The sequence below is a fragment of the Caldovatus sediminis genome (assembly GCF_014644455.1).
Taxonomy (GTDB): Bacteria; Pseudomonadota; Alphaproteobacteria; order Acetobacterales; family Acetobacteraceae; genus Caldovatus; species Caldovatus sediminis.
The window spans coordinates 398,878-416,081 of the sequence record NZ_BMKS01000001.1 but is presented as its reverse complement, the minus strand read 5'-3'; the positions used below and the strand labels follow the sequence as shown (position 1 = coordinate 416,081).

The window sequence follows — 17,204 nt, the reverse complement described above, 5'->3', positions numbered from 1 at the left end:
GATGACCCGCCCGGCGACCCCGCTGCTCGACCGCATCCGCGCGCCTGCGGACCTGCGCAACCTCTCCGCCGCGCAGCTGCGTCAGGTGGCGGACGAGCTGCGGGCCGAGACGATCGACGTGGTGAGCACCACGGGCGGGCACCTCGGCGCCTCGCTCGGCGTCGTCGAGCTGACGGTCGCGGTCCACGCGGTGTTCGACACGCCGCGCGACCGGCTGATCTGGGACGTCGGGCACCAGGCCTATCCGCACAAGATCCTCACCGGCCGGCGCGACCGCATCCGCACGCTGCGCCAGGGCGGCGGCCTCTCCGGCTTCACCCGCCGCAGCGAGAGCGAGTACGACCCGTTCGGCGCGGCGCACTCCTCCACCTCCATCTCCGCCGGCCTCGGCATGGCGGTGGCGCGCGACCTCAAGGGCGAGGACCGGCACGTCGTCTGCGTCATCGGCGACGGGGCGATGAGCGCCGGCATGGCCTACGAGGCGATGAACAACGCCGGGGCGATCCGGGCGAAGCTGATCGTCATCCTCAACGACAACGACATGTCCATCGCGCCTCCCGTCGGCGCCATGTCGGCCTACCTGTCGCGGCTGATCTCCTCGCGCCCGTTCCTCTCGATGCGCGACCTGATGGCGCGCCTCGCCCGTCGCTTCCCGGCGCCGCTCGAGCGCGCCGCCAAGCGCGCCGACGAGTACGCCCGCGGCCTGCTCACCGGGGGGACGCTGTTCGAGGAGCTGGGCTTCTACTACGTCGGGCCGATCGACGGGCACGACCTCGACCACCTGCTCCCCGTGCTGCGCAACCTGCGCGAGGCGGACGAGTACGGGCCGGTCCTGCTGCACGTCGTGACGCAGAAGGGCAAGGGCTACCCGCCGGCGGAGCAGAGCGCCGACAAGTACCACGGCGTCGCCAAGTTCAACGTCATCACCGGCGAGCAGGCCAAGGCCCCGCCCGGCCCGCCGAGCTACACCAAGGTGTTCGCCAACGCCCTGATCGCCGAGGCCGAGGCCGACGAGCGCATCGTCGCCATCACCGCCGCCATGCCCTCCGGCACCGGGCTCGACCTGTTCGCGAAGCGGTTCCCGAAGCGCACCTTCGACGTCGGCATCGCCGAGCAGCACGCCGTCACCTTCGCCGCCGGCATGGCGACCGAGGGGATGAAGCCCTTCTGCGCCATCTACTCCACCTTCCTCCAGCGCGCCTACGACCAGGTGGTGCACGACGTGGCGCTGCAGTCGCTGCCGGTGCGCTTCGCCATGGACCGCGCCGGGCTGGTCGGCGCCGACGGCGCGACGCACGCCGGCGCCTACGACATCGCCTATCTCGGCTGCCTGCCGGGCATGGTGCTGATGGCCGCGGCCGACGAGGCCGAGCTCGCCCACATGGTCGCCACCGCGGCGGCGATCGACGACCGGCCCAGCGCCTTCCGCTACCCGCGCGGCGAGGGGGTGGGGGTGCCGGTGCCGGCGCGCGGCAGCGTGCTCGAGATCGGCAAGGGCCGCGTGCTGCGCGAGGGCACGGCGATCGCGCTGCTCTCCTACGGCGCGCGGCTCGGCGAGTGCCTGAAGGCCGCCGAGGAGCTCGCCGCGCGCGGCCTCTCCTGCACCGTCGCCGACGCCCGCTTCGCCAAGCCGCTCGATGCCGCGCTGGTCGAGCGCCTGGCGCGCGAGCACGAGGTGCTGATCACGATCGAGGAGGGCGCCATGCTCGGCTTCGGCGCGATCGTGCTGCAGCACCTCGCCGCGCGCGGGATGCTCGACCAGGGGCTGAAGATCCGCACCCTCTGCCTGCCCGACCGCTTCATCGACCACGACACGCCGCGCCGGCAGTACGACGAGGCCGGGCTCAACGCGCCGCACATCGTCGCCGCGGCGCTCGGCGCGCTCGGCCGGGACGAGTCGGCGGCGGCGCGGCCGGCGCGGGCTTGAAGGCGCCGAGGCGCCGCGCCGACCAGGCGCTCGTCGAGCGCGGCCTCGCCGAGAGCCGCGCCCGCGCCCAGGCGCTGATCCTCGCCGGGAGGGTGTTCTCCGGCGGACGCCGGGTGGAGAAGCCCGGCGAGGCGGTGCGCGAGGACGCGCCGCTCGAGCTGCGCGGGCAGGACCACCCCTGGGTGTCGCGCGGCGGGGTGAAGCTCGCCCATGCCCTGGCGCATTTCGGCCTCTCGCCGGAGGGGCGCGTCTGCCTCGACATCGGCGCCTCGACCGGCGGCTTCACCGACGTGCTGCTGCGCCAGGGGGCGGCGCGGGTCTATGCCGTGGACGTCGGGCACGGCCAGCTCGCCTGGTCGCTGCGCAACGACCCGCGGGTGGTGGTGCTGGAGCGGACCAACGCCCGCTACCTCAGCGCCGCCGAGGTGCCGGAGCCGGTCGGCGCGCTGACCTGCGACGCGAGCTTCATCGGCCTGCGCACGATCCTGCCGGCGCCGCTCGCCCTCTGCGCCCCCGGCGCCTGGGCGGTGGCGCTGATCAAGCCGCAATTCGAGGCCGGGCCGGAGGCCGTGGGCAAGGGCGGCGTGGTGCGCGACCCCGCGGTCCACGCCGCGGTCTGCGCCGCCATCGAGGCCTGGTGGTCGAGCCTGCCGGGCTGGCGGGTGATCGGCATCACCCCCAGCCCGATCCTGGGGCCGGAGGGGAACCGCGAGTTCCTGATCGCCGCGCGGCGCGAGGGATCGGCCGCACCGGCGCCCTGAGTGCCGGTCACGCGGGGGCGCGTGCCGAAGCGCCCCTCGGCTGGGCCGCGTCCACGGCGCCGGCCCTCGCCCGTCGGTTGCCGAGCGATTCGCGCTCGCGGCCGTAGCCGCCGTCCGCGATCCGCCCTAACCCTGCGCCACGCCGCGCGCCGCGGCCGCCGATGCGGCCGCGCCCGCCATCGCGCCCGGTCCCCTCGCGGCGACCCTCGCCGGCCGTCCGCGCAACTCGTGGGCGCTCAGCTCGGCCAGCAACGACCAGATGCGGTGCGGGTCCATCTGCACCTCCGGGTCGTTCAGCAACCGGTCGAGCTCGGCAAGTTTGCTCTCGAACTCCAGCTCGGTCATCGGGGCGGGTCCTCGGGGCGGCGCCGGATCGGCCCGCCGCACGCAATCAACCCGAGGAACGTGGCGGAAAGCAGCCGGTTGCGTGGCGCGGCCGGAGCGCCTTCGTGTCGGTCCGGTGGCGGACCGCCAGGCCCGACTGGCGGCCCCGCGCGGCCGCGCTACGGCAGGGGCTCGATCGCCGGCGCCAGGCCACCCGGCTGCTTCGCCGCCGGATGCGCCGGGTTGCGGAAGCGCAGCTCCCCCTCCGGCGCCGCGTCCGGCGCCTCCAGCCCGAGCAGCTCCATCCGCGAGCAGCAGGTGACCGCGACCACCGGTCGCGCCGCCGCGGTGGTGAGGAAGCGCCGCGCCGCCCCCTCCAGCTCCAGGCTCTCGCGCAGCGCGCGCCACTCCGCGCGGTCCACGTCCTCGACGAAGACCGCGAGGATGCCCGGCCGCCCGCCCGCCGCCTCGCCGAGGCGCGTCTCCGCCGCCTCCGCGAGGCGCCGGCCGAACGCGCCGGCGATCGCGTCGTCCCGGCCTGCCCGCGCCGCCATGACGAAGACGCTGCCGCCCGAGGGGTCGGCGGTCACGGCGAGGTGCGCCTCGGGGCCGAACTGGGCGCGCAGCCGTTCCGGCAGCAGCCTCCCCTGGCCCGCCGCCTGGGCGCCCGCCAGCACCAGCGGATCGAGCTTGAGCACCGCGTCGGCGCTGGAGTCCTGCCGCTCCTGCGCGGCCAGGAGCTGGCTGATGCGCCGGTGCAGCTCCGCCAGCCGGTCCGGCCCGCCGAGGCCCTCGGGCAGGGTCATCTTGAGGACGTAGCGGCCCGGATGCGCGGCCAGCCAGGTCTGCAGCTCGGGATGGACGCGGTCCACCAGCGCGTACCAGTCGCCGCGGTGGAGCGAGCGCCCCTCCTCGGCGGAGAAGGTCTCGCAGGCGACCGCCGCCTCGGCCCCGGCGCGGCGGATCAGCAGGTCGAAGGCGGCGCCCTCGGTGAGGCCCGGGAATTCCACGGTGAAGCCGCGGGCGCGGTAGCGCGCGGCGCTGCGCAGCAGGTGGAACAGGGGCACCAGGGTCGCCTCGCCCTCGAGGCCGGCGGCCAGGCGCTCCCGCAGCCGGGCGCGCCCGCGCGCCGGGAGGGTATCGGCAAGGCGCACCGCCTCGGCGGCGATCGCGAGCAGCCGCCGCTCGCCGCGGCCCGCGCGGGCGAGGGCGCGCGGGTCGTCGCCGAGGCGCGCGAGCGCGAGCTCCAGCGCGTGCCGGCGCTGCGCCGCCCGGCCGCGCCAGGTCCCGCCGGAGGGAGGCTGCACGCGGCGGGCAAGCTCGGAGAGCCGGGCGGCCCAGCGCCTCTCCCCCGCCAGCGCGGCGAAGGCCGGCAACGCGGCCGGGTCGGGCCGCGGATCGGCGACGGACATGGCTCGGCTCGTCCCGCGTTCTCGCTGGGACCTGCCTAAGCCGACCCGGCCGGACCGAGTCAAGAACCGCGCCGGGTCGGGCGCGGGAGGCCCGCCCCTCAATTCCGCGGCAGCCGGGCCTCGGCGGGTGCGTCGGGGTTCTGCGCCCGGTGGCGCAGCAGGTGGTCGGCGAGGACGCAGGCGAGCATGGCCTCGCCCACCGGCACGGCGCGGATGCCGACGCAGGGGTCGTGCCGGCCCCTGGTCACGACCTCCACCTCCTCCCCGAAGCGGTCCACCGCGCGGCGCGGCGCCAGGATCGAGGAGGTGGGCTTGACCGCGAAGCGCGCCACGATCGGCTGGCCCGTGGAGATGCCGCCGAGGATCCCCCCGGCGCGGTTGGAGAGGAAGCGCACGCGCCCGTCCGGGCCCATGCGCATCTCGTCGGCGTTCTCCTCGCCGCTGAGGGCGGCGGCGGCGAAGCCCTCGCCGATCTCCACGCCCTTGACCGCGTTGATGGACATCAGCGCCGCGGCGATCTCGGCGTCGAGCTTGCCGTAGACCGGCGCGCCGAGGCCGACCGGCACGCCCTCGGCCACGATCTCGACCACGGCGCCGAGCGAGGAGCCGGCCTTGCGCGCGGCGAGCAGCCGCTCCTCCCAGCGCGCGGCGGCGGCGCGGTCGGGGCAGAAGAAGGCGTTCTCCTCGACGGCGGCCCAGTCCCAGTTGGCGCGGTCCACGGCGTCGCCGCCCATGGCGACGAGGGCGCCGCGGATGGTCACGCCCTCGCCGAGCACCTTGCGCGCGATGGCGCCGGCGGCGACGCGCACCGCCGTCTCGCGCGCCGAGGCACGGCCGCCGCCGCGGTAGTCGCGCACGCCGTACTTCAGGTGGTAGGTCAGGTCGGCGTGGCCGGGGCGGAACCGGTCCCTGATCTCGCCGTAGTCGCGCGAGCGCTGGTCCTGGTTCTCGATCAGTAGGCTGATCGGCGTGCCGGTGGTGAGGCCCTCGAACACGCCGGAGAGGATGCGGACCTGGTCCGGCTCCTGCCGCTGGGTGACGAATTTCGACCGGCCGGGGCGGCGGCGGTCGAGGAAGGGCTGGATGTCGGCCTCGGCGAGCGGGATGCGCGGCGGGCAGCCGTCCACGACGCCGCCGATGGCGGGCCCGTGGCTCTCGCCCCAGGTGGTGACGCGGAACAGGTGGCCGAAGCTGTTGTGGGACATGGCCTGGAGCCTCCGCCCGCCCGGGCGGGCGCGCCTCAGTCCTTCACCACCGTGATGTCCGGCGCGTCCACCGCCTTCATCCCGACCACGTGGTAGCCGCAGTCCACGTGGTGCACCTCGCCCGTCACGCCCGCGCCGAGGTCGGAGAGCAGGTACACGCCCGCGCCGCCCACCTCCTCGATGGTCACGTTGCGCTTGAGCGGCGAGTTGTACTGGTTCCACTTCAGGATGTAGCGGAAGTCGCCGATCCCGCTCGCCGCCAGGGTCTTGATCGGGCCGGCGCTGATCGCGTTCACCCGGATCCCCCGCCCGCCGAGGTCCGCGGCGAGGTAGCGCACCGAGGCCTCGAGCGCCGCCTTGGCCACGCCCATGACGTTGTAGTGCGGCATCACGCGCTCGGCGCCGAGATAGGTCAGCGTCAGCAGCGAGCCCCCGTTCGGCATCAGCGCCGCCGCGCGGCGGCAGAGCGCGGTGAAGGAGTAGCAGGAGATGTCGAGGGTGCGCAGGAAGTTCTCCCGCGTCGTGTCCACGTAGTGGCCCTTGAGCTGGTCCTTGTCCGACCAGGCGATGGCATGGACGAGGAAGTCGAGCGACCCCCACTCCGCCGCCAGCGTCTCGAACACCGCGTCCACGCTCGGGTCGTCGGTCACGTCGCAGGGCAGCACCAGGCGGGAGCCGACGCTCTCGGCCAGCGGCCGCACGCGCTTCTCCAGCGCCTCGCCCTGGTAGGTGAAGGCGATCTCCGCGCCCTGCGCGGCGCAGGCCCGCGCGATGCCCCAGGCGATCGAGCGGTCGTTCGCCACGCCCATGACCAGGCCGCGCCGGCCCGCCATCAGCGTCCCTGTGGCGACGTCGGACTTGGCGGGCGTGGCGTCAGGCATCGGACTGTGACCGGCGGCGTTGTTGGTTGCGAGTGCCGGTCCGTGGTGGCACACACCCGCCGCCCGGGCAAGGGGGCCCGGCCCGCCGGCCCGCCAACCACCACGAGGTCGCCGAGGATGTGCGCCGACTCCGCCGCCGATCCGACCGCCACCGCCGCGACCGCCGAGAACCCGATCGCGCTGTTCGAGTCCTGGCTCGCCGAGGCGCGCCGGAGCGAGCCGAACGATCCCGAGGCGGTCTGCCTCGCCACCGCCACGCCGGAGGGGCGGCCCTCGGCGCGCATGGTGCTGCTCAAGGGCGTGGACGCGCGCGGCTTCGTCTTCTACACCAATCTCGAGAGCCGCAAGGGGCGCGAGCTCGCCGCCAACCCCCACGCCGCGCTCTGCTTCCACTGGAAGTCGCTGGAGCGCAGCGTGCGCGTGGAGGGCCCGGTCGAGCGCGTCTCCGACGCCGAGGCGGACGCCTACTTCGCCTCGCGCACGCGCGGCTCGCGCATCGGCGCCTGGGCCAGCGCGCAATCCCGCCCGCTCGAGGGCCGTTGGGCGCTGGAGAAGCGCGTCGCCGAGCACACGCTGCGCTTCGGCCTCGGCGAGGTGCCCCGCCCGCCCTTCTGGTCCGGCTTCCGCGTCCTGCCCGAGCGCATCGAGTTCTGGCGCGGCATGCCCTTCCGCCTGCACGAGCGCCGCCTGTTCCGCCGGGACGAGGCGGGCGGCGGCTGGCGGGTGGAGCTGCTCTACCCGTGACCGTCCCCGCCCCCCAGGCCGAGGCGGCGGCGCTGCTCGCGCGGCTGACGGGGGCGGCGCCGGTCGAGACCCACATCTCCGCCGTCTTCGTCGGCCGCGACGAGGCGTTCAAGCTCAAGAAGGCGGTCGCGCTCGGCTTCCTCGACTTCACCAGCCTCGCCGCGCGGGAGCGCTTCTGCCGGCGCGAGCTGGAGCTGAACCGCCGCACCGCCCCGGCCATCTACCGCGAGGTCCTGCCGCTCACCCGCGGCCCGGACGGCGCGCTCCGCCTCGGCGGCGAGCCGGCCGCGGCGGTGGAGTGGGTGCTGCGCATGGCCCGCATCCCGGAGGACGCCTTCCTCGACCGCATCGCCGCGCGCGGCGGCCTGACGCCGGCGCTGCTCGACGCCCTCGCCGACGCGGTCGCGGCGATGCACGAGGCGGCGGAACGCGTCGCCGAGCCCGACGCGCCGGGGGCGATGCGCCAGGTGCTGGAGGGCAACCGCGCCGCCGCGCTGGCCGCCGGCCTGCCGGCGCCGCGCGTCGCGGCCTGGGCGGCGGCGGCCGAGGCGGCGCTGCACCGCCTCGCCCCGCTGCTCGCGGCGCGGGCGGCGGAGGGGCGGGTGCGCCGCTGCCACGGCGACCTCCATCTCGGCAACCTCTGCCTCTGGGACGGCAAGCCGACGCCCTTCGACGCGCTGGAATTCGACGAATCCCTGGCGCGGATCGACGTCGGCTACGACCTCGCCTTCCTCCTGATGGACCTCGAGGCGCGGGCCGTGGCGGGGGAGGCGGAGGAGGAGTGGCGCCGCGGCCTCGGCGGGCGCGCGGCGGCGAACCGCGTGCTGAACCGGCTGCTCGCGCGCAGCGCCGATTACGGCCTGCTCGCCCCGCTGCCGCTCTGGCTCTCGCTGCGCGCGATGATCCGTGCCCATGTCGAGGCGACGCGCGGCGCCGCCGACGCCGCCTCCTACCTCGACGCGGCCGAGGGCTTCCTGCGGCCGGCCGAGGCGCGCGTGGTCGCCATCGGCGGCCTGCAGGGCACCGGCAAGAGCCGCCTCGCCCGCGCCCTCGCCCCCGCCCTCGGCCCGGCACCGGGCGCCGTGATCCTGCGCACCGACGAGATCCGCAAGCGCCGCTTCGGCGTGCCGCCCGAGCGGCGCCTGCCGCCGGAGGCCTACGCCGAGCCGGTGAGCGCCGCGGTGCATGCCGAGCTCTTCGCCGCCGCCGGGACGGCCGTCCGCGCCGGTCATGCGGTGATCGCCGACGCGGTGTTCCTCGATCCCGCCAACCGGGCGGGGATCGAGGCCGTCGCGCGCGCCGCCGGCGCCCGCTTCGACGGGCTCTGGCTGGAGGCGCCGCTCGAGGTCCTGCGCCGGCGGATCGGGGCGCGGCGCCACGACGCCTCCGACGCCACGGCGGCGGTGCTGGAGCGGGCGGCGCGGACCGATCCCGGCCCGATCGCCTGGCGGCGGGTGGACGCCTCCGGCGATCCCGTGCCGCTGGCGCGGTCCGTGCTGGGCGTGCATTGATCTCGCCCCCCGCCCGCGGGTCCGTGCTAGGATTCGCCAGGGAGACGAAGTTCGACCGAAGGAGACGCGGCCATGGCCTATCGCCGCATTCTGCTGCCGCTGACCAGCACCGCCGCCGGCGAGGCGGCGCTCACCACCGCGCTGATGGTGGCGCGGATCTGGAACGCCCATCTGCACTGCCTGCACGTGCGCGTGGACGCCCGCGACGTCGCCCCGCTCGCCGGCGAGGGCCTCTCCGGCGCCATGATCGAGGAGATGATGGCCGCGACCGAGCGCGAGAGCGGCGAGCGCGCCGCGCGCGTGCGCGCGCTGTTCGAGCGCTTCGCCCACACCCACGGCGACGTGGCGCTGGCCGAGAGCGCGGAGGCCGCGCGGAAGCACGAGGGCCCGACCCTCTCCTTCGCCTCGATCGCGGGGCGGGAGGAGGACATCGTCGCCCAGCAGTCGCGCCTCTACGACCTCGCCGTGGTGCCGCATCCGGAGGCGGACGAGGACGTCTCCTCCTCCGACGCGCTGCACGCGGTGCTGTTCGATTCCGGCCGCCCGGTGCTGATCGCCCCGCGCACCGCGCCGGCCTCGATCGGCACCCGGGTCTGCGTCGCCTGGAACGGCACGGCGGAGAGCGCCGCGGCGGTCGCGGCGGCGCTGCCGTGGCTGCACCGCGCCGAGAAGGTGCGCATCCTCTACGCCGACGAGTACCAGCGCCGCGGCCCGAGCGCCGAGGGCATCCAGGCCTATCTGCGCTGGCACGAGATCGAGGCCGAGGCGGTGCTGTTCAAGCCGCAGACGCGCGAGGTGGGCGCCGGGCTGCTCGGCGCGGCGCGCGACTTCGGCGCCGACCTGCTGGTGATGGGCGCCTACAGCCACTCGCGGCTGCGCCAGCTCATCCTGGGCGGCGTGACCCGGCACGTGCTGGAGAACGCCGACCTGCCCGTGCAGATGTGCCGCTAGGCCCGGATCGCCCCGGCCGCGTCCGGACGATTCGGGTCCGGCCTCGCGCGGGCCGGCGATCCGCGCCCGGGGCGCGCCGGCCTCCGCGCCTGCGGGGGGCGGCGGGCTTCGGGCATTTCCTGCCGTGATGGCCACCATCGCCCCGGCTGCATGGCGGGGGCGCGGCGTCGCCGCCATCTCGGAGCGCGGAAGGGCGCGCGGCCGGCGGAGGCCGAGGCCGCGCGCGTTCGGGAGCGCGCACCATGATCGAGATCCGACCCTTCGCCACCCTCGGCGGCGCCGATCACGGCTGGCTGAAGGCGCGGCACCACTTCGCCTTCGCCCACTACCGCGACCCGGCCCGCATGGGCTGGGGCCGCCTCCGCGTCTGGAACGACGACGAGATCGCGCCGGGCGCCGGCTTCGATCCCCACCCGCACCGCGACATGGAGATCGTCACCTACGTCCGCGAGGGCGCCATCACCCACCGCGACGACCTGGGCAACGAGGGCCGCACCGCGGCCGGCGACGTCCAGGTCATGTCCGCCGGCACCGGCATCGTCCACAGCGAATACAACCTGGAGCCCGTCACGACGCGGATCTTCCAGATCTGGATCCTGCCCGACCGCCGCGGCGCCCGCCCGGGTTGGGGCGCGCGGCGCTTCCCGCGGGCCGGCCGCGAGGCGCGCCTCGCGGTGCTCGCCGGCGGCCGGCCGCAGGACGCCGGCACCGCCGCGCTGCCGATCCACGCCGACGCGGCGGTGCTGGCGGCGACGCTCAGGGCCGGCCAGACCTTGCGCCATCCCCTCGCCGCCGGCCGCGTCGCCTACCTCGTGCCCGCGACCGGGGCGGTGGCGGTGAACGGCGTCGCCGCCACCGCCCGCGACGGCGTCGCGATCCGCGACGAGGCGGAGATCGCGATCGCCGCGCGGGAGGACGCCGAGCTGGTCATGGTGGAGACGGCGGCCGGGTAGGGGCGAGCCCGAGGAGCTGCCGCAGCAGCCGGCGCAGCGCGGCCACCGGATCGTGTCCCGAAGCCCGGCTGACCAGCGCGCGGTGCCCGCCGCACAGCACCACCGAGGGCACGCCGGGCAGCAGGGCCGAGGCGAGCGGCACCAGGCCGTCGCTCGGTCCGGCGCCCTGGCGCGCCATCCAGCGCGCCAGCGGCAGGTAGATGCGGTCCGGGCCGCGCGCCGCCTCGTCCAGCACGGTGGCGGCGCACAGCACCGGCAGGCGCCGGGCGGCCTCGGCCACTGCCGCCGCATGCCGGCGCATCCAGGCGGCGCGCCTCGCGGTGGTCAGGTCGCGCACCCCCTCGCCGGAGCCGATGCGCAGCAGCCGCAGCACCTGGTCCGCGGCTCCGAACACCGGCCACACTCCGCATACCGCATCCGCGATCGGGGAGCCGAAGAAGGGCGACTGCAGGGCGAGGAAGCCGCGGCAGCGCGCCGCGGCCTCCGCATCGAGCAGGGCCGCGAGGGCCTCCAGCCCGCCCTTGCTGTGCGCGACCAGGACGGCCGGGCGCGGATCGCCGAGCAGCACCCCGCGCAGGAGGGCGGCGTTGTCGGCCACCGGCGCCGCGGAGGGCAGCCGCGCCACCGCGACCGCCGGCAGGCCGAGGCCGTGGCGCAGCCAGTCGGCCTGCTCGCCCATGTAGTCGAGCCCGATCGGCCGCAGCGCCGCCACCACCTCGCCCAGCAGCCCGTAGGCGAGCAGCACGCGATGGCCCGCCAGCGCAGCGGCGAGCGCCGCGTCCTCCTCCGTCACCCCCGCCGCGCGGCTCCGGCCCGGCGCCGCGCCGCCGGCGGCCACGTCAGTCCACCTTCACCACCAGCTTGCCGAAATTCTGCCCCTTGAGCAGCCCGATGAACGCCGCCGGCGCGTTGCGCAATCCTTCCACCACGTCCTCGCGCCACTTCATCCGCCCCTCCCGCATCCAGCCCAGCATCTCGGCGCGGAACCGCGGATAGCGCGGCCAGCCCGTGTCGCTGACGATGAAGCCCTGGATGCGCAGGCGCTTCCTCACCACCGGCCCGAGGTTCGGCCCCGGCGGCGCGCCCGCCGCGTCGGCGCCCGGCGCCTCGTTGTACTGCGCGATCATGCCGCACATCACCATCCGGGCGAAGTCGCGCAGCCGCGGGAACACCGCCGCCTGCACCGGGCCGCCCACGTTCTCCCAATAGACGTCGATCCCCTCCGGGCAGGCGGCGTCGAGCTGCGCGGGAAGGTCGCCGCGGTGGTCGAGGCAGGCGTCGAGGCCGAGCTCCCGCACCACGAAGTCGCACTTCGCCGGACCGCCGGCGATGCCGATCACCTTGCAGCCGCGGATCCTGGCGATCTGCCCGGCGACCTGGCCGACCGCGCCCGAGGCCGCGCTCACCACCACCGTCTCGCCCGGCTTCGGCTGGCCGATGTCCTCGAGTCCGACCCAGGCGGTCAGCCCCGGCATCCCCAGCACGCCGAGCCAGGCGGAGAGCGGCGCCTCCGCCTCGTCCACCTTGATCAGGCGCTCGCCGCTCACCGCCGAATAGCGCTGCCAGCCGTAGCCGCCGGCCACCAGATCGCCGGGCTTGAAGCGCGGATCGCGCGAGGCGACGACCTCGCCCGCCGTGCGCCCCTCCATCACCGCGCCGATCGCGACCGGCTTGGCGTAGGACGGGGCGTCGGACATCCGGCCGCGCATGTAAGGGTCGAGCGAGAGGTAGCGCGCCCGCACCAGCACCTCGCCCTCGCCGGGCGCGGGCGGGGGCGTCTCGACGATCTCGAAATCCTCGGGCGTGGGCGCGCCGACCGGGCGGCGGCGCAGCAGGACCTGGAGGTTGGTTTCGGCCATGGCACGGGCTCCCTGGTCGCGACGGACGGTCGGCCGGCAGGATCGCCCCGTGCGCCCCGCCACGCCAGGGGGGCGAGGCCGGCGCCGCTTCCGCTTGGCGCTCCCGGCCCGCCGGGCTAGGAACCGGGGCATGCGCCTGATCGGCTTCGCCGGCTGGAGCGGGGCCGGCAAGACCACGCTGCTCACCCGGGTCATCCCCCGCCTGACCGGCCGCGGCCTCAGGGTCTCGACGATCAAGCACGCGCACCACCGCTTCGACCTCGACCAGCCCGGCAAGGATTCCTACGAGCACCGTGCCGCCGGCGCCTCCCAGGTGCTGATCAGCTCGGCCCATCGCTGGGCGCTGATGACGGAGCTGCGCGGCGCGCCGGAGCCCGACCTGCGCTTCCTGCTCTCCCGTCTCGCGCCGGTGGACCTCGTGCTGGTCGAGGGCTTCAAACGCGACCCCGTGCCGAAGATCGAGGTGCATCGCGCCGCCAACGGAAAACCCTGGCTGCATCCGGACGACCCGGCCGTGGTCGCCCTCGCCGCCGACGCCCCGCCGCCCGGGCGCGGCCGCGCGCTGCCCTGGGTCGGCCTCGACGACGTGGAGGGCGTCGCGGAATTCGTGCTGCGCTTCGCCGTCGGGGTGGAGACGGTGCCATGGCCCAGTTGAGCGACGACTGCTTCGCCTTCTCCGGCCCGCTGATGCGCATCGAGCAGGCCCAGGCGCTGATCGAGGCGCGCATCCCGCCGCTCGGCGGCGAGGAGGAGGTGCCGCTGCGCGCCGCGCTCGGCCGTGTGCTGGCCCGCGACCTGGTCGCCCGGCTGCCACTGCCGCCCTTCACGAATTCCGCGGTGGACGGCTACGCCTTCCGCCACGCCGACCTCGCGGCGGCGGGCGAGACCCGGCTCGCGATCGTCGGCCGGGTCGCCGCGGGCGCGGCCGGCGCGCCTGCGGCCCCCGGCCCCGGCGAGGCGCTGCGCGTGCTCACCGGCGCGCCCATGCCGCCGGGCACCGACACCGTCGTCATGCAGGAGGACGTCCGCCTCGAGCCCGGCGCGGTGCTCGTGCCGCAGGGGCTGAAGCCCGGCGCCAACGCGCGCCCGGCCGGCGAGGACGTGGCGGAGGGCACGGTGGCGCTGCCGGCGGGGCGGCGGCTCGGCCCGGCGGAGATCGGCCTTGCGGCGGCGCTCGGCCAGGCGGCGCTGCCGGTGCGGCCGCGGCTGCGCGTCGGCGTCTTCTCCACCGGCGACGAGCTGGCCGAGCCGGGAACGGCGCCGCTCGGGCCGGGCAGGACCTATGACAGCAACCGCTTCACCCTGCTCGCCCTGCTCGCGCGCCTGCCGGTGGAGGCGACCGACCTCGGAATCCTGCCGGACCGTCCCGAGGCGACGGCGGCGGCGCTGGCCGAGGCGGCGCGGGCGCACGACCTGCTGCTGACCTCCGGCGGCGTCTCGACCGGCGAGGAGGACCATGTGCGCGGCGCCATCGAGCGCGGCGGCAGCCTGGTGTTCTGGCGCCTCGCGGTGAAGCCCGGCCGCCCCGCGGCGATGGGCGTGGTCGGCGGCACGCCGGTGATCGGGCTGCCCGGCAACCCGGTCGCGGCGGTCGTCACCTTCCTGCAGCTCGCGCGGCCGCTGGTGCTGCGGCGCGCCGGCGCGCTGGCGGAGGCGTTGCCGCGCTTCCCGGCCGAGGCGGCGTTCGCCTACCGGAAGAAGGCCGGACGGCGGGAGTATGTGCGGGTCTCGCTCGTCCCGGGCGACCCGTTGCCGCGGGCGCGGATCTTTCCGCGCGAAGGGGCCGGGCTGCTGTCTTCGCTCACCGGTTCCGACGCCTTCGCGGAACTGCCGGAGGAGACCGTGGCGGTGACGCCTGGCGATCGCCTGGCCGTGCTGCCCTTCGCGGCGCTGTTCTGACCTCGCGCCGCGGCCGGTCCCGGCATGGTCGCGCGGCCGCGCCGGTCGAGGCCACGCGGCATCACCCCTGGGCCGGTCGTCCCGGCACTGTCGGGGCGCCCGGCGCCGTCCTCACCAGGTGCCCGGACGGGGCGGATTCCGCGCGCCACCGGCGGAAGGCGACCACGCCGGCGGCAACGGCGATGGCGAGGAGGACCAGCCCCGCATGCGGCCCCCCGCTCCCGGCCGGCAGCGCCGTCGCGGAGCCCGCGAGCCAGCCGGGGAGCAGCAGCAACGGGGCCCAGACCAGCGCCGAGGCGACGTTCGCGGTCTGGAAGCTGCGCTCGGGCATGCGCGACAGCCCGGCCGCGATCGGAACGAAGGCCCGCAGCGGCGCCAGGAAGCGCCCGACGAACACCGCCCACCAGCCGAACCGCCGGAAGCCGAGCAGCGACCGGGCGTAGGTTCGCCGGTAGCGCCTCGGCAGGTGCCGGCGCACCGCCGCCGGGCCGAAGGCGCGGGCGAGGCGGAAGCCGACCAGGTCGCCCGCCACCGCCCCGAGCACGGTCGCGGCGAGGACCGGCAGCGGGCTGAGCACCCCTGCCGCGACCAGCAGCCCGGCGCCCACGAGCACCAGCGAGCCCGGGACGAAGAGGCCGACCACGGGAAGCGACTCGAGGAAGGCGACCAGGAGCAGCACCAGCGGCGCCCAGCGCCCGTTCGCCTCCACCCAGCCGAGCAGCGGCGCGGCGAGATCCCCGATCAAGGTCCGCGCCCCCCCGGGCCCGCGCGCTCATGCGGCCTCGTTGGCGACGGCCGCCGCCCCGCGCTGCTTGGCGCCGTTGGAGCGCAGCAGCGAGATCATCGCCCAGATCAGCAGCAGCGCGGTGAGCGCGAGCAGGGTGGCGCTGATCGGCCGCTGCACGAACACCGCCGGGTCGCCGCGCGAGAGCAGCATGGCCCGCCGCAGATGCTCCTCCATCAGCGGCCCGAGGATGAAGCCGAGCACCATCGGCGCCGGCTCGAACCGCAGCAGCATCAGCACGTAGCCGAAGATCCCGAACATCATCACCATCAGGATGTCGAAGGTGTTGTTGTTCACGCTGAACACGCCGATGCAGATGAACAGCAGGATCGCCGGATAGAGGATGCGGTAGGGGATCTGCAGCATCTTCACCCAGATGCCGACCAGGGGGATGTTCAGGATCACCAGCAGCACGTTGCCGATCCAGAAGCTGGCGACCAGGCCCCAGAAGATTTCGGGATGCTCGACCACGAGGCGCGGGCCGGGCTGCACGCCGGCGATGATCATCGCGCCGAGCATCAGCGCCATCACCGCGTCCCCCGGGATGCCGAGGGTCAGGGTCGGGATGAAGCCCGTCTGCGCCGCGGCGTTGTTGGCCGATTCCGGGGCAGTGACGCCCTCGATCGCGCCCTTGCCGAAGCGCGATGGCTCCCTCGAGACCCGCTTCTCCACCGCGTAGGACATGAAGGAGGCGATGGTCGGGCCGGTGCCCGGCAGCGCGCCGAAGATCGAACCGATGCCGCTGCCGCGCAGCATCGGGAACCAGGAGCGGCGCACGTCGTCGCGCGTCGGCAGCATCGAGAGGAAGGTGATCTTCGGCCGATCGGCCGCGCGCTGGTCGCGGATGCGATGCACGCTCGCGATCACCTCGGCCACGCCGAACAGGCCCATCGCCATGGCGACCAGGCTGAACCCGTCCGACAGCTCCGGGATGCCGAAGGTGAAGCGCTGCTGGCCGGTCTGCACGTCGGTGCCCACCATGCCGATGCAGAGTCCCACCAGCACCATCGCGATGCCCTTGATCGGCGAGCCCTGGGTCAGCGTCGCCGCCGCGACCAGGCCGAGCACCATCATCGCGAAGTAGTCGGCCGGCCCGAAGGCGAGCCCGACCTCCGCCAGCACGGGCGAGAAGAGGGTCAGGATGATGATGCCGATGGTGGCGCCGAAGAAGGAGGCGACCGTCGTCATCAGCAGCGCCACCCCGGCCCGGCCCTGCTTCGACATCGGATAGCCGTCGAGGCAGGCGACGGCGGCCGAGGGCGTGCCCGGCAGGTTCAGCAGGATCGACGCCGTCGAGCCCCCGTAGGCGGCGCCGTAGTAGATGCCCGCCAGCATCACCAGCGCCGTCGTCGGCGGAACGTGGAAGGTGAGCGGCAGCAGCATCGAGATCGTCGCGAGCGCGCCGATCCCGGGCAGCACCCCGACGAAGGTGCCGAGGAACACGCCGATGAAGCAGTAGAGCAGGTTCGTCGGCGAGAAGGCGTGCTCGAAGCCGAGCGCCAGGTTCGCGATGAGGTCCATCAGAAATTCCACCGGAAGGCGTAGATGGGGATGCCGAGCCCTTTGCTGAAGATCACCACGGCGATGACGGCGAGCGCGGCGGCGAGCACCAGAGTCGGCAACAGGCTGAAGCCGCGCCGGCCGATCGAGGCCAGGATGACGAGCACGAAGGTGGCCGGCACCAGGCCGACGCGCTCGACCGCCAGCGCGAAGCCGAGCAGCGCGGCGCAGACCATGAAGAACGGCCGCCACTCGATCTTCGGCAGCTCGGCGCCGCGGAACAGCGCCGGGATCAGCACCAGCACGCCGAAGAGGGCGACGAGCGCGCCGAGCACGGCCGGGAAGAATCCGGGACCCATGCGGCGCAGCTGCCCGACCGGGTACTCGAGGGCGTAGATGCCGAACCAGGCCCCGGCGCCGATCAGGAGCAGGCCCCCGACGATGTCGCCGTAATCGCGTGCGCGTTTCAAGCGTACCCTCCCGATGTGTCGTG

17 protein-coding genes are annotated in these 17,204 nt (G+C 75.3%); 8 read left to right on the top strand and 9 right to left on the bottom strand.

Annotation, left to right across the window (positions count from 1 at the left end):
* The first annotated feature begins 1 nt into the window (after position 1).
* Together dxs and IEX99_RS01945 are read left to right on the top strand one after the other, a co-directional pair.
* A complete protein-coding gene (gene dxs / locus IEX99_RS01950; RefSeq protein WP_188897861.1) occupies positions 2-1,927 on the top strand; it encodes a 1-deoxy-D-xylulose-5-phosphate synthase in 1,926 nt (641 codons plus the stop codon).
* Entirely contained in the window at positions 1,924-2,688 is a 765-nt protein-coding gene (locus tag IEX99_RS01945; RefSeq protein WP_188897859.1) for a TlyA family RNA methyltransferase, read from the top strand. The genes dxs and IEX99_RS01945 overlap by 4 nt, the downstream gene beginning before the upstream one ends.
* A 126-nt stretch (positions 2,689-2,814) precedes the next feature.
* Here the strand turns inward: IEX99_RS01945 and IEX99_RS01940 are convergent, their stop codons facing one another.
* From IEX99_RS01940 to fabI, 4 genes are all read right to left on the bottom strand, one after another.
* A complete protein-coding gene (locus IEX99_RS01940; RefSeq protein WP_188897857.1) occupies positions 2,815-3,033 on the bottom strand; it encodes a hypothetical protein in 219 nt (72 codons plus the stop codon).
* A gap of 158 nt (positions 3,034-3,191) precedes the next feature.
* Complete coding sequence (locus IEX99_RS01935) at positions 3,192-4,424, bottom strand: hypothetical protein (RefSeq protein WP_188897853.1); 1,233 nt, start codon at positions 4,422-4,424, stop codon at positions 3,192-3,194.
* Between the two features lie 98 nt (positions 4,425-4,522).
* The gene (gene aroC / locus IEX99_RS01930) at positions 4,523-5,629 is read right to left on the bottom strand and encodes a chorismate synthase (RefSeq protein WP_188897851.1); all 1,107 of its coding nucleotides are present in this window, start codon (positions 5,627-5,629) and stop codon (positions 4,523-4,525) included.
* A 35-nt stretch (positions 5,630-5,664) separates the two neighbouring features.
* A complete protein-coding gene (gene fabI, locus IEX99_RS01925) occupies positions 5,665-6,510 on the bottom strand; it encodes an enoyl-ACP reductase FabI (RefSeq protein WP_229677744.1) in 846 nt (281 codons plus the stop codon).
* A 117-nt stretch (positions 6,511-6,627) separates the two neighbouring features.
* On the opposite strand from fabI, the gene pdxH reads away from it, so the two are divergent.
* The 4 genes from pdxH (at position 6,628) to IEX99_RS01905 (ending at position 10,669) form a co-directional block, all read left to right on the top strand.
* Positions 6,628-7,254: a pyridoxamine 5'-phosphate oxidase gene (pdxH, locus tag IEX99_RS01920; protein WP_188897849.1), complete on the top strand. Its 627-nt coding sequence runs from the start codon at positions 6,628-6,630 to the stop codon at positions 7,252-7,254.
* Positions 7,251-8,765: a bifunctional aminoglycoside phosphotransferase/ATP-binding protein gene (locus IEX99_RS01915; RefSeq protein ID WP_188897847.1), complete on the top strand. Its 1,515-nt coding sequence runs from the start codon at positions 7,251-7,253 to the stop codon at positions 8,763-8,765. The genes pdxH and IEX99_RS01915 overlap by 4 nt, the downstream gene beginning before the upstream one ends.
* Before the next feature lie 72 nt (positions 8,766-8,837).
* Positions 8,838-9,716, top strand: coding sequence for a universal stress protein (locus IEX99_RS01910; protein ID WP_188897844.1), 879 nt, complete (start codon positions 8,838-8,840; stop codon positions 9,714-9,716).
* Between the two features lie 242 nt (positions 9,717-9,958).
* A complete protein-coding gene (locus IEX99_RS01905; RefSeq protein ID WP_188897842.1) occupies positions 9,959-10,669 on the top strand; it encodes a pirin family protein in 711 nt (236 codons plus the stop codon).
* Here the strand turns inward: IEX99_RS01905 and IEX99_RS01900 are convergent.
* The gene (locus IEX99_RS01900; protein WP_188897841.1) at positions 10,644-11,507 is read right to left on the bottom strand and encodes a hypothetical protein; all 864 of its coding nucleotides are present in this window, start codon (positions 11,505-11,507) and stop codon (positions 10,644-10,646) included. The genes IEX99_RS01905 and IEX99_RS01900 overlap by 26 nt on opposite strands.
* 1 nt (position 11,508) lies before the next feature.
* On the bottom strand, positions 11,509-12,528 hold the full coding sequence (locus IEX99_RS01895) for an NADP-dependent oxidoreductase (protein ID WP_188897838.1): 1,020 nt from the start codon (positions 12,526-12,528) through the stop codon (positions 11,509-11,511).
* Between the two features lie 130 nt (positions 12,529-12,658).
* Here IEX99_RS01895 and mobB point away from each other — a divergent pair, with 130 nt between their 5' ends.
* Together mobB and IEX99_RS01885 are read left to right on the top strand one after the other, a co-directional pair.
* Entirely contained in the window at positions 12,659-13,183 is a 525-nt protein-coding gene (mobB, locus tag IEX99_RS01890; RefSeq protein ID WP_188897836.1) for a molybdopterin-guanine dinucleotide biosynthesis protein B, read from the top strand.
* Positions 13,171-14,427 (top strand): molybdopterin molybdotransferase MoeA, encoded by a 1,257-nt coding sequence (locus tag IEX99_RS01885; protein ID WP_188897835.1) that lies wholly within the window; start codon positions 13,171-13,173, stop codon positions 14,425-14,427. Before mobB ends, IEX99_RS01885 begins: the two co-directional genes overlap by 13 nt.
* A 61-nt stretch (positions 14,428-14,488) precedes the next feature.
* On the opposite strand, the gene IEX99_RS01880 is transcribed toward IEX99_RS01885, so the two are convergent.
* Genes IEX99_RS01880 through IEX99_RS01870 form a run of 3 tightly spaced genes read right to left on the bottom strand, consistent with a single transcriptional unit; the run spans position 14,489 to position 17,181 of the window.
* Positions 14,489-15,172 (bottom strand): DedA family protein, encoded by a 684-nt coding sequence (locus IEX99_RS01880; protein WP_229677743.1) that lies wholly within the window; start codon positions 15,170-15,172, stop codon positions 14,489-14,491.
* Positions 15,173-15,199: 27 nt separating this feature from the next.
* On the bottom strand, positions 15,200-16,732 hold the full coding sequence (locus IEX99_RS01875; RefSeq protein ID WP_188897833.1) for a tripartite tricarboxylate transporter permease: 1,533 nt from the start codon (positions 16,730-16,732) through the stop codon (positions 15,200-15,202).
* Positions 16,732-17,181 (bottom strand): tripartite tricarboxylate transporter TctB family protein, encoded by a 450-nt coding sequence (locus tag IEX99_RS01870; protein ID WP_188897830.1) that lies wholly within the window; start codon positions 17,179-17,181, stop codon positions 16,732-16,734. Before IEX99_RS01870 ends, IEX99_RS01875 begins: the two co-directional genes overlap by 1 nt.
* Positions 17,182-17,204: the final 23 nt, after the last annotated feature.

Coding starts and splice junctions, on each gene's coding strand:
- IEX99_RS01895 (WP_188897838.1), bottom strand. CDS start 12,528: ATGGCCGAAACCAACCTCCAGGTCCTGCTGCGCCGCCGCCCGGTCGGC.
- dxs (WP_188897861.1), top strand. CDS start 2: ATGACCCGCCCGGCGACCCCGCTGCTCGACCGCATCCGCGCGCCTGCG.
- fabI (WP_229677744.1), bottom strand. CDS start 6,510: ATGCCTGACGCCACGCCCGCCAAGTCCGACGTCGCCACAGGGACGCTG.
- IEX99_RS01905 (WP_188897842.1), top strand. CDS start 9,959: ATGATCGAGATCCGACCCTTCGCCACCCTCGGCGGCGCCGATCACGGC.
- IEX99_RS01940 (WP_188897857.1), bottom strand. CDS start 3,033: ATGACCGAGCTGGAGTTCGAGAGCAAACTTGCCGAGCTCGACCGGTTG.
- pdxH (WP_188897849.1), top strand. CDS start 6,628: ATGTGCGCCGACTCCGCCGCCGATCCGACCGCCACCGCCGCGACCGCC.
- mobB (WP_188897836.1), top strand. CDS start 12,659: ATGCGCCTGATCGGCTTCGCCGGCTGGAGCGGGGCCGGCAAGACCACG.
- IEX99_RS01875 (WP_188897833.1), bottom strand. CDS start 16,732: ATGGACCTCATCGCGAACCTGGCGCTCGGCTTCGAGCACGCCTTCTCG.
- IEX99_RS01910 (WP_188897844.1), top strand. CDS start 8,838: ATGGCCTATCGCCGCATTCTGCTGCCGCTGACCAGCACCGCCGCCGGC.
- IEX99_RS01885 (WP_188897835.1), top strand. CDS start 13,171: ATGGCCCAGTTGAGCGACGACTGCTTCGCCTTCTCCGGCCCGCTGATG.
- aroC (WP_188897851.1), bottom strand. CDS start 5,629: ATGTCCCACAACAGCTTCGGCCACCTGTTCCGCGTCACCACCTGGGGC.
- IEX99_RS01935 (WP_188897853.1), bottom strand. CDS start 4,424: ATGTCCGTCGCCGATCCGCGGCCCGACCCGGCCGCGTTGCCGGCCTTC.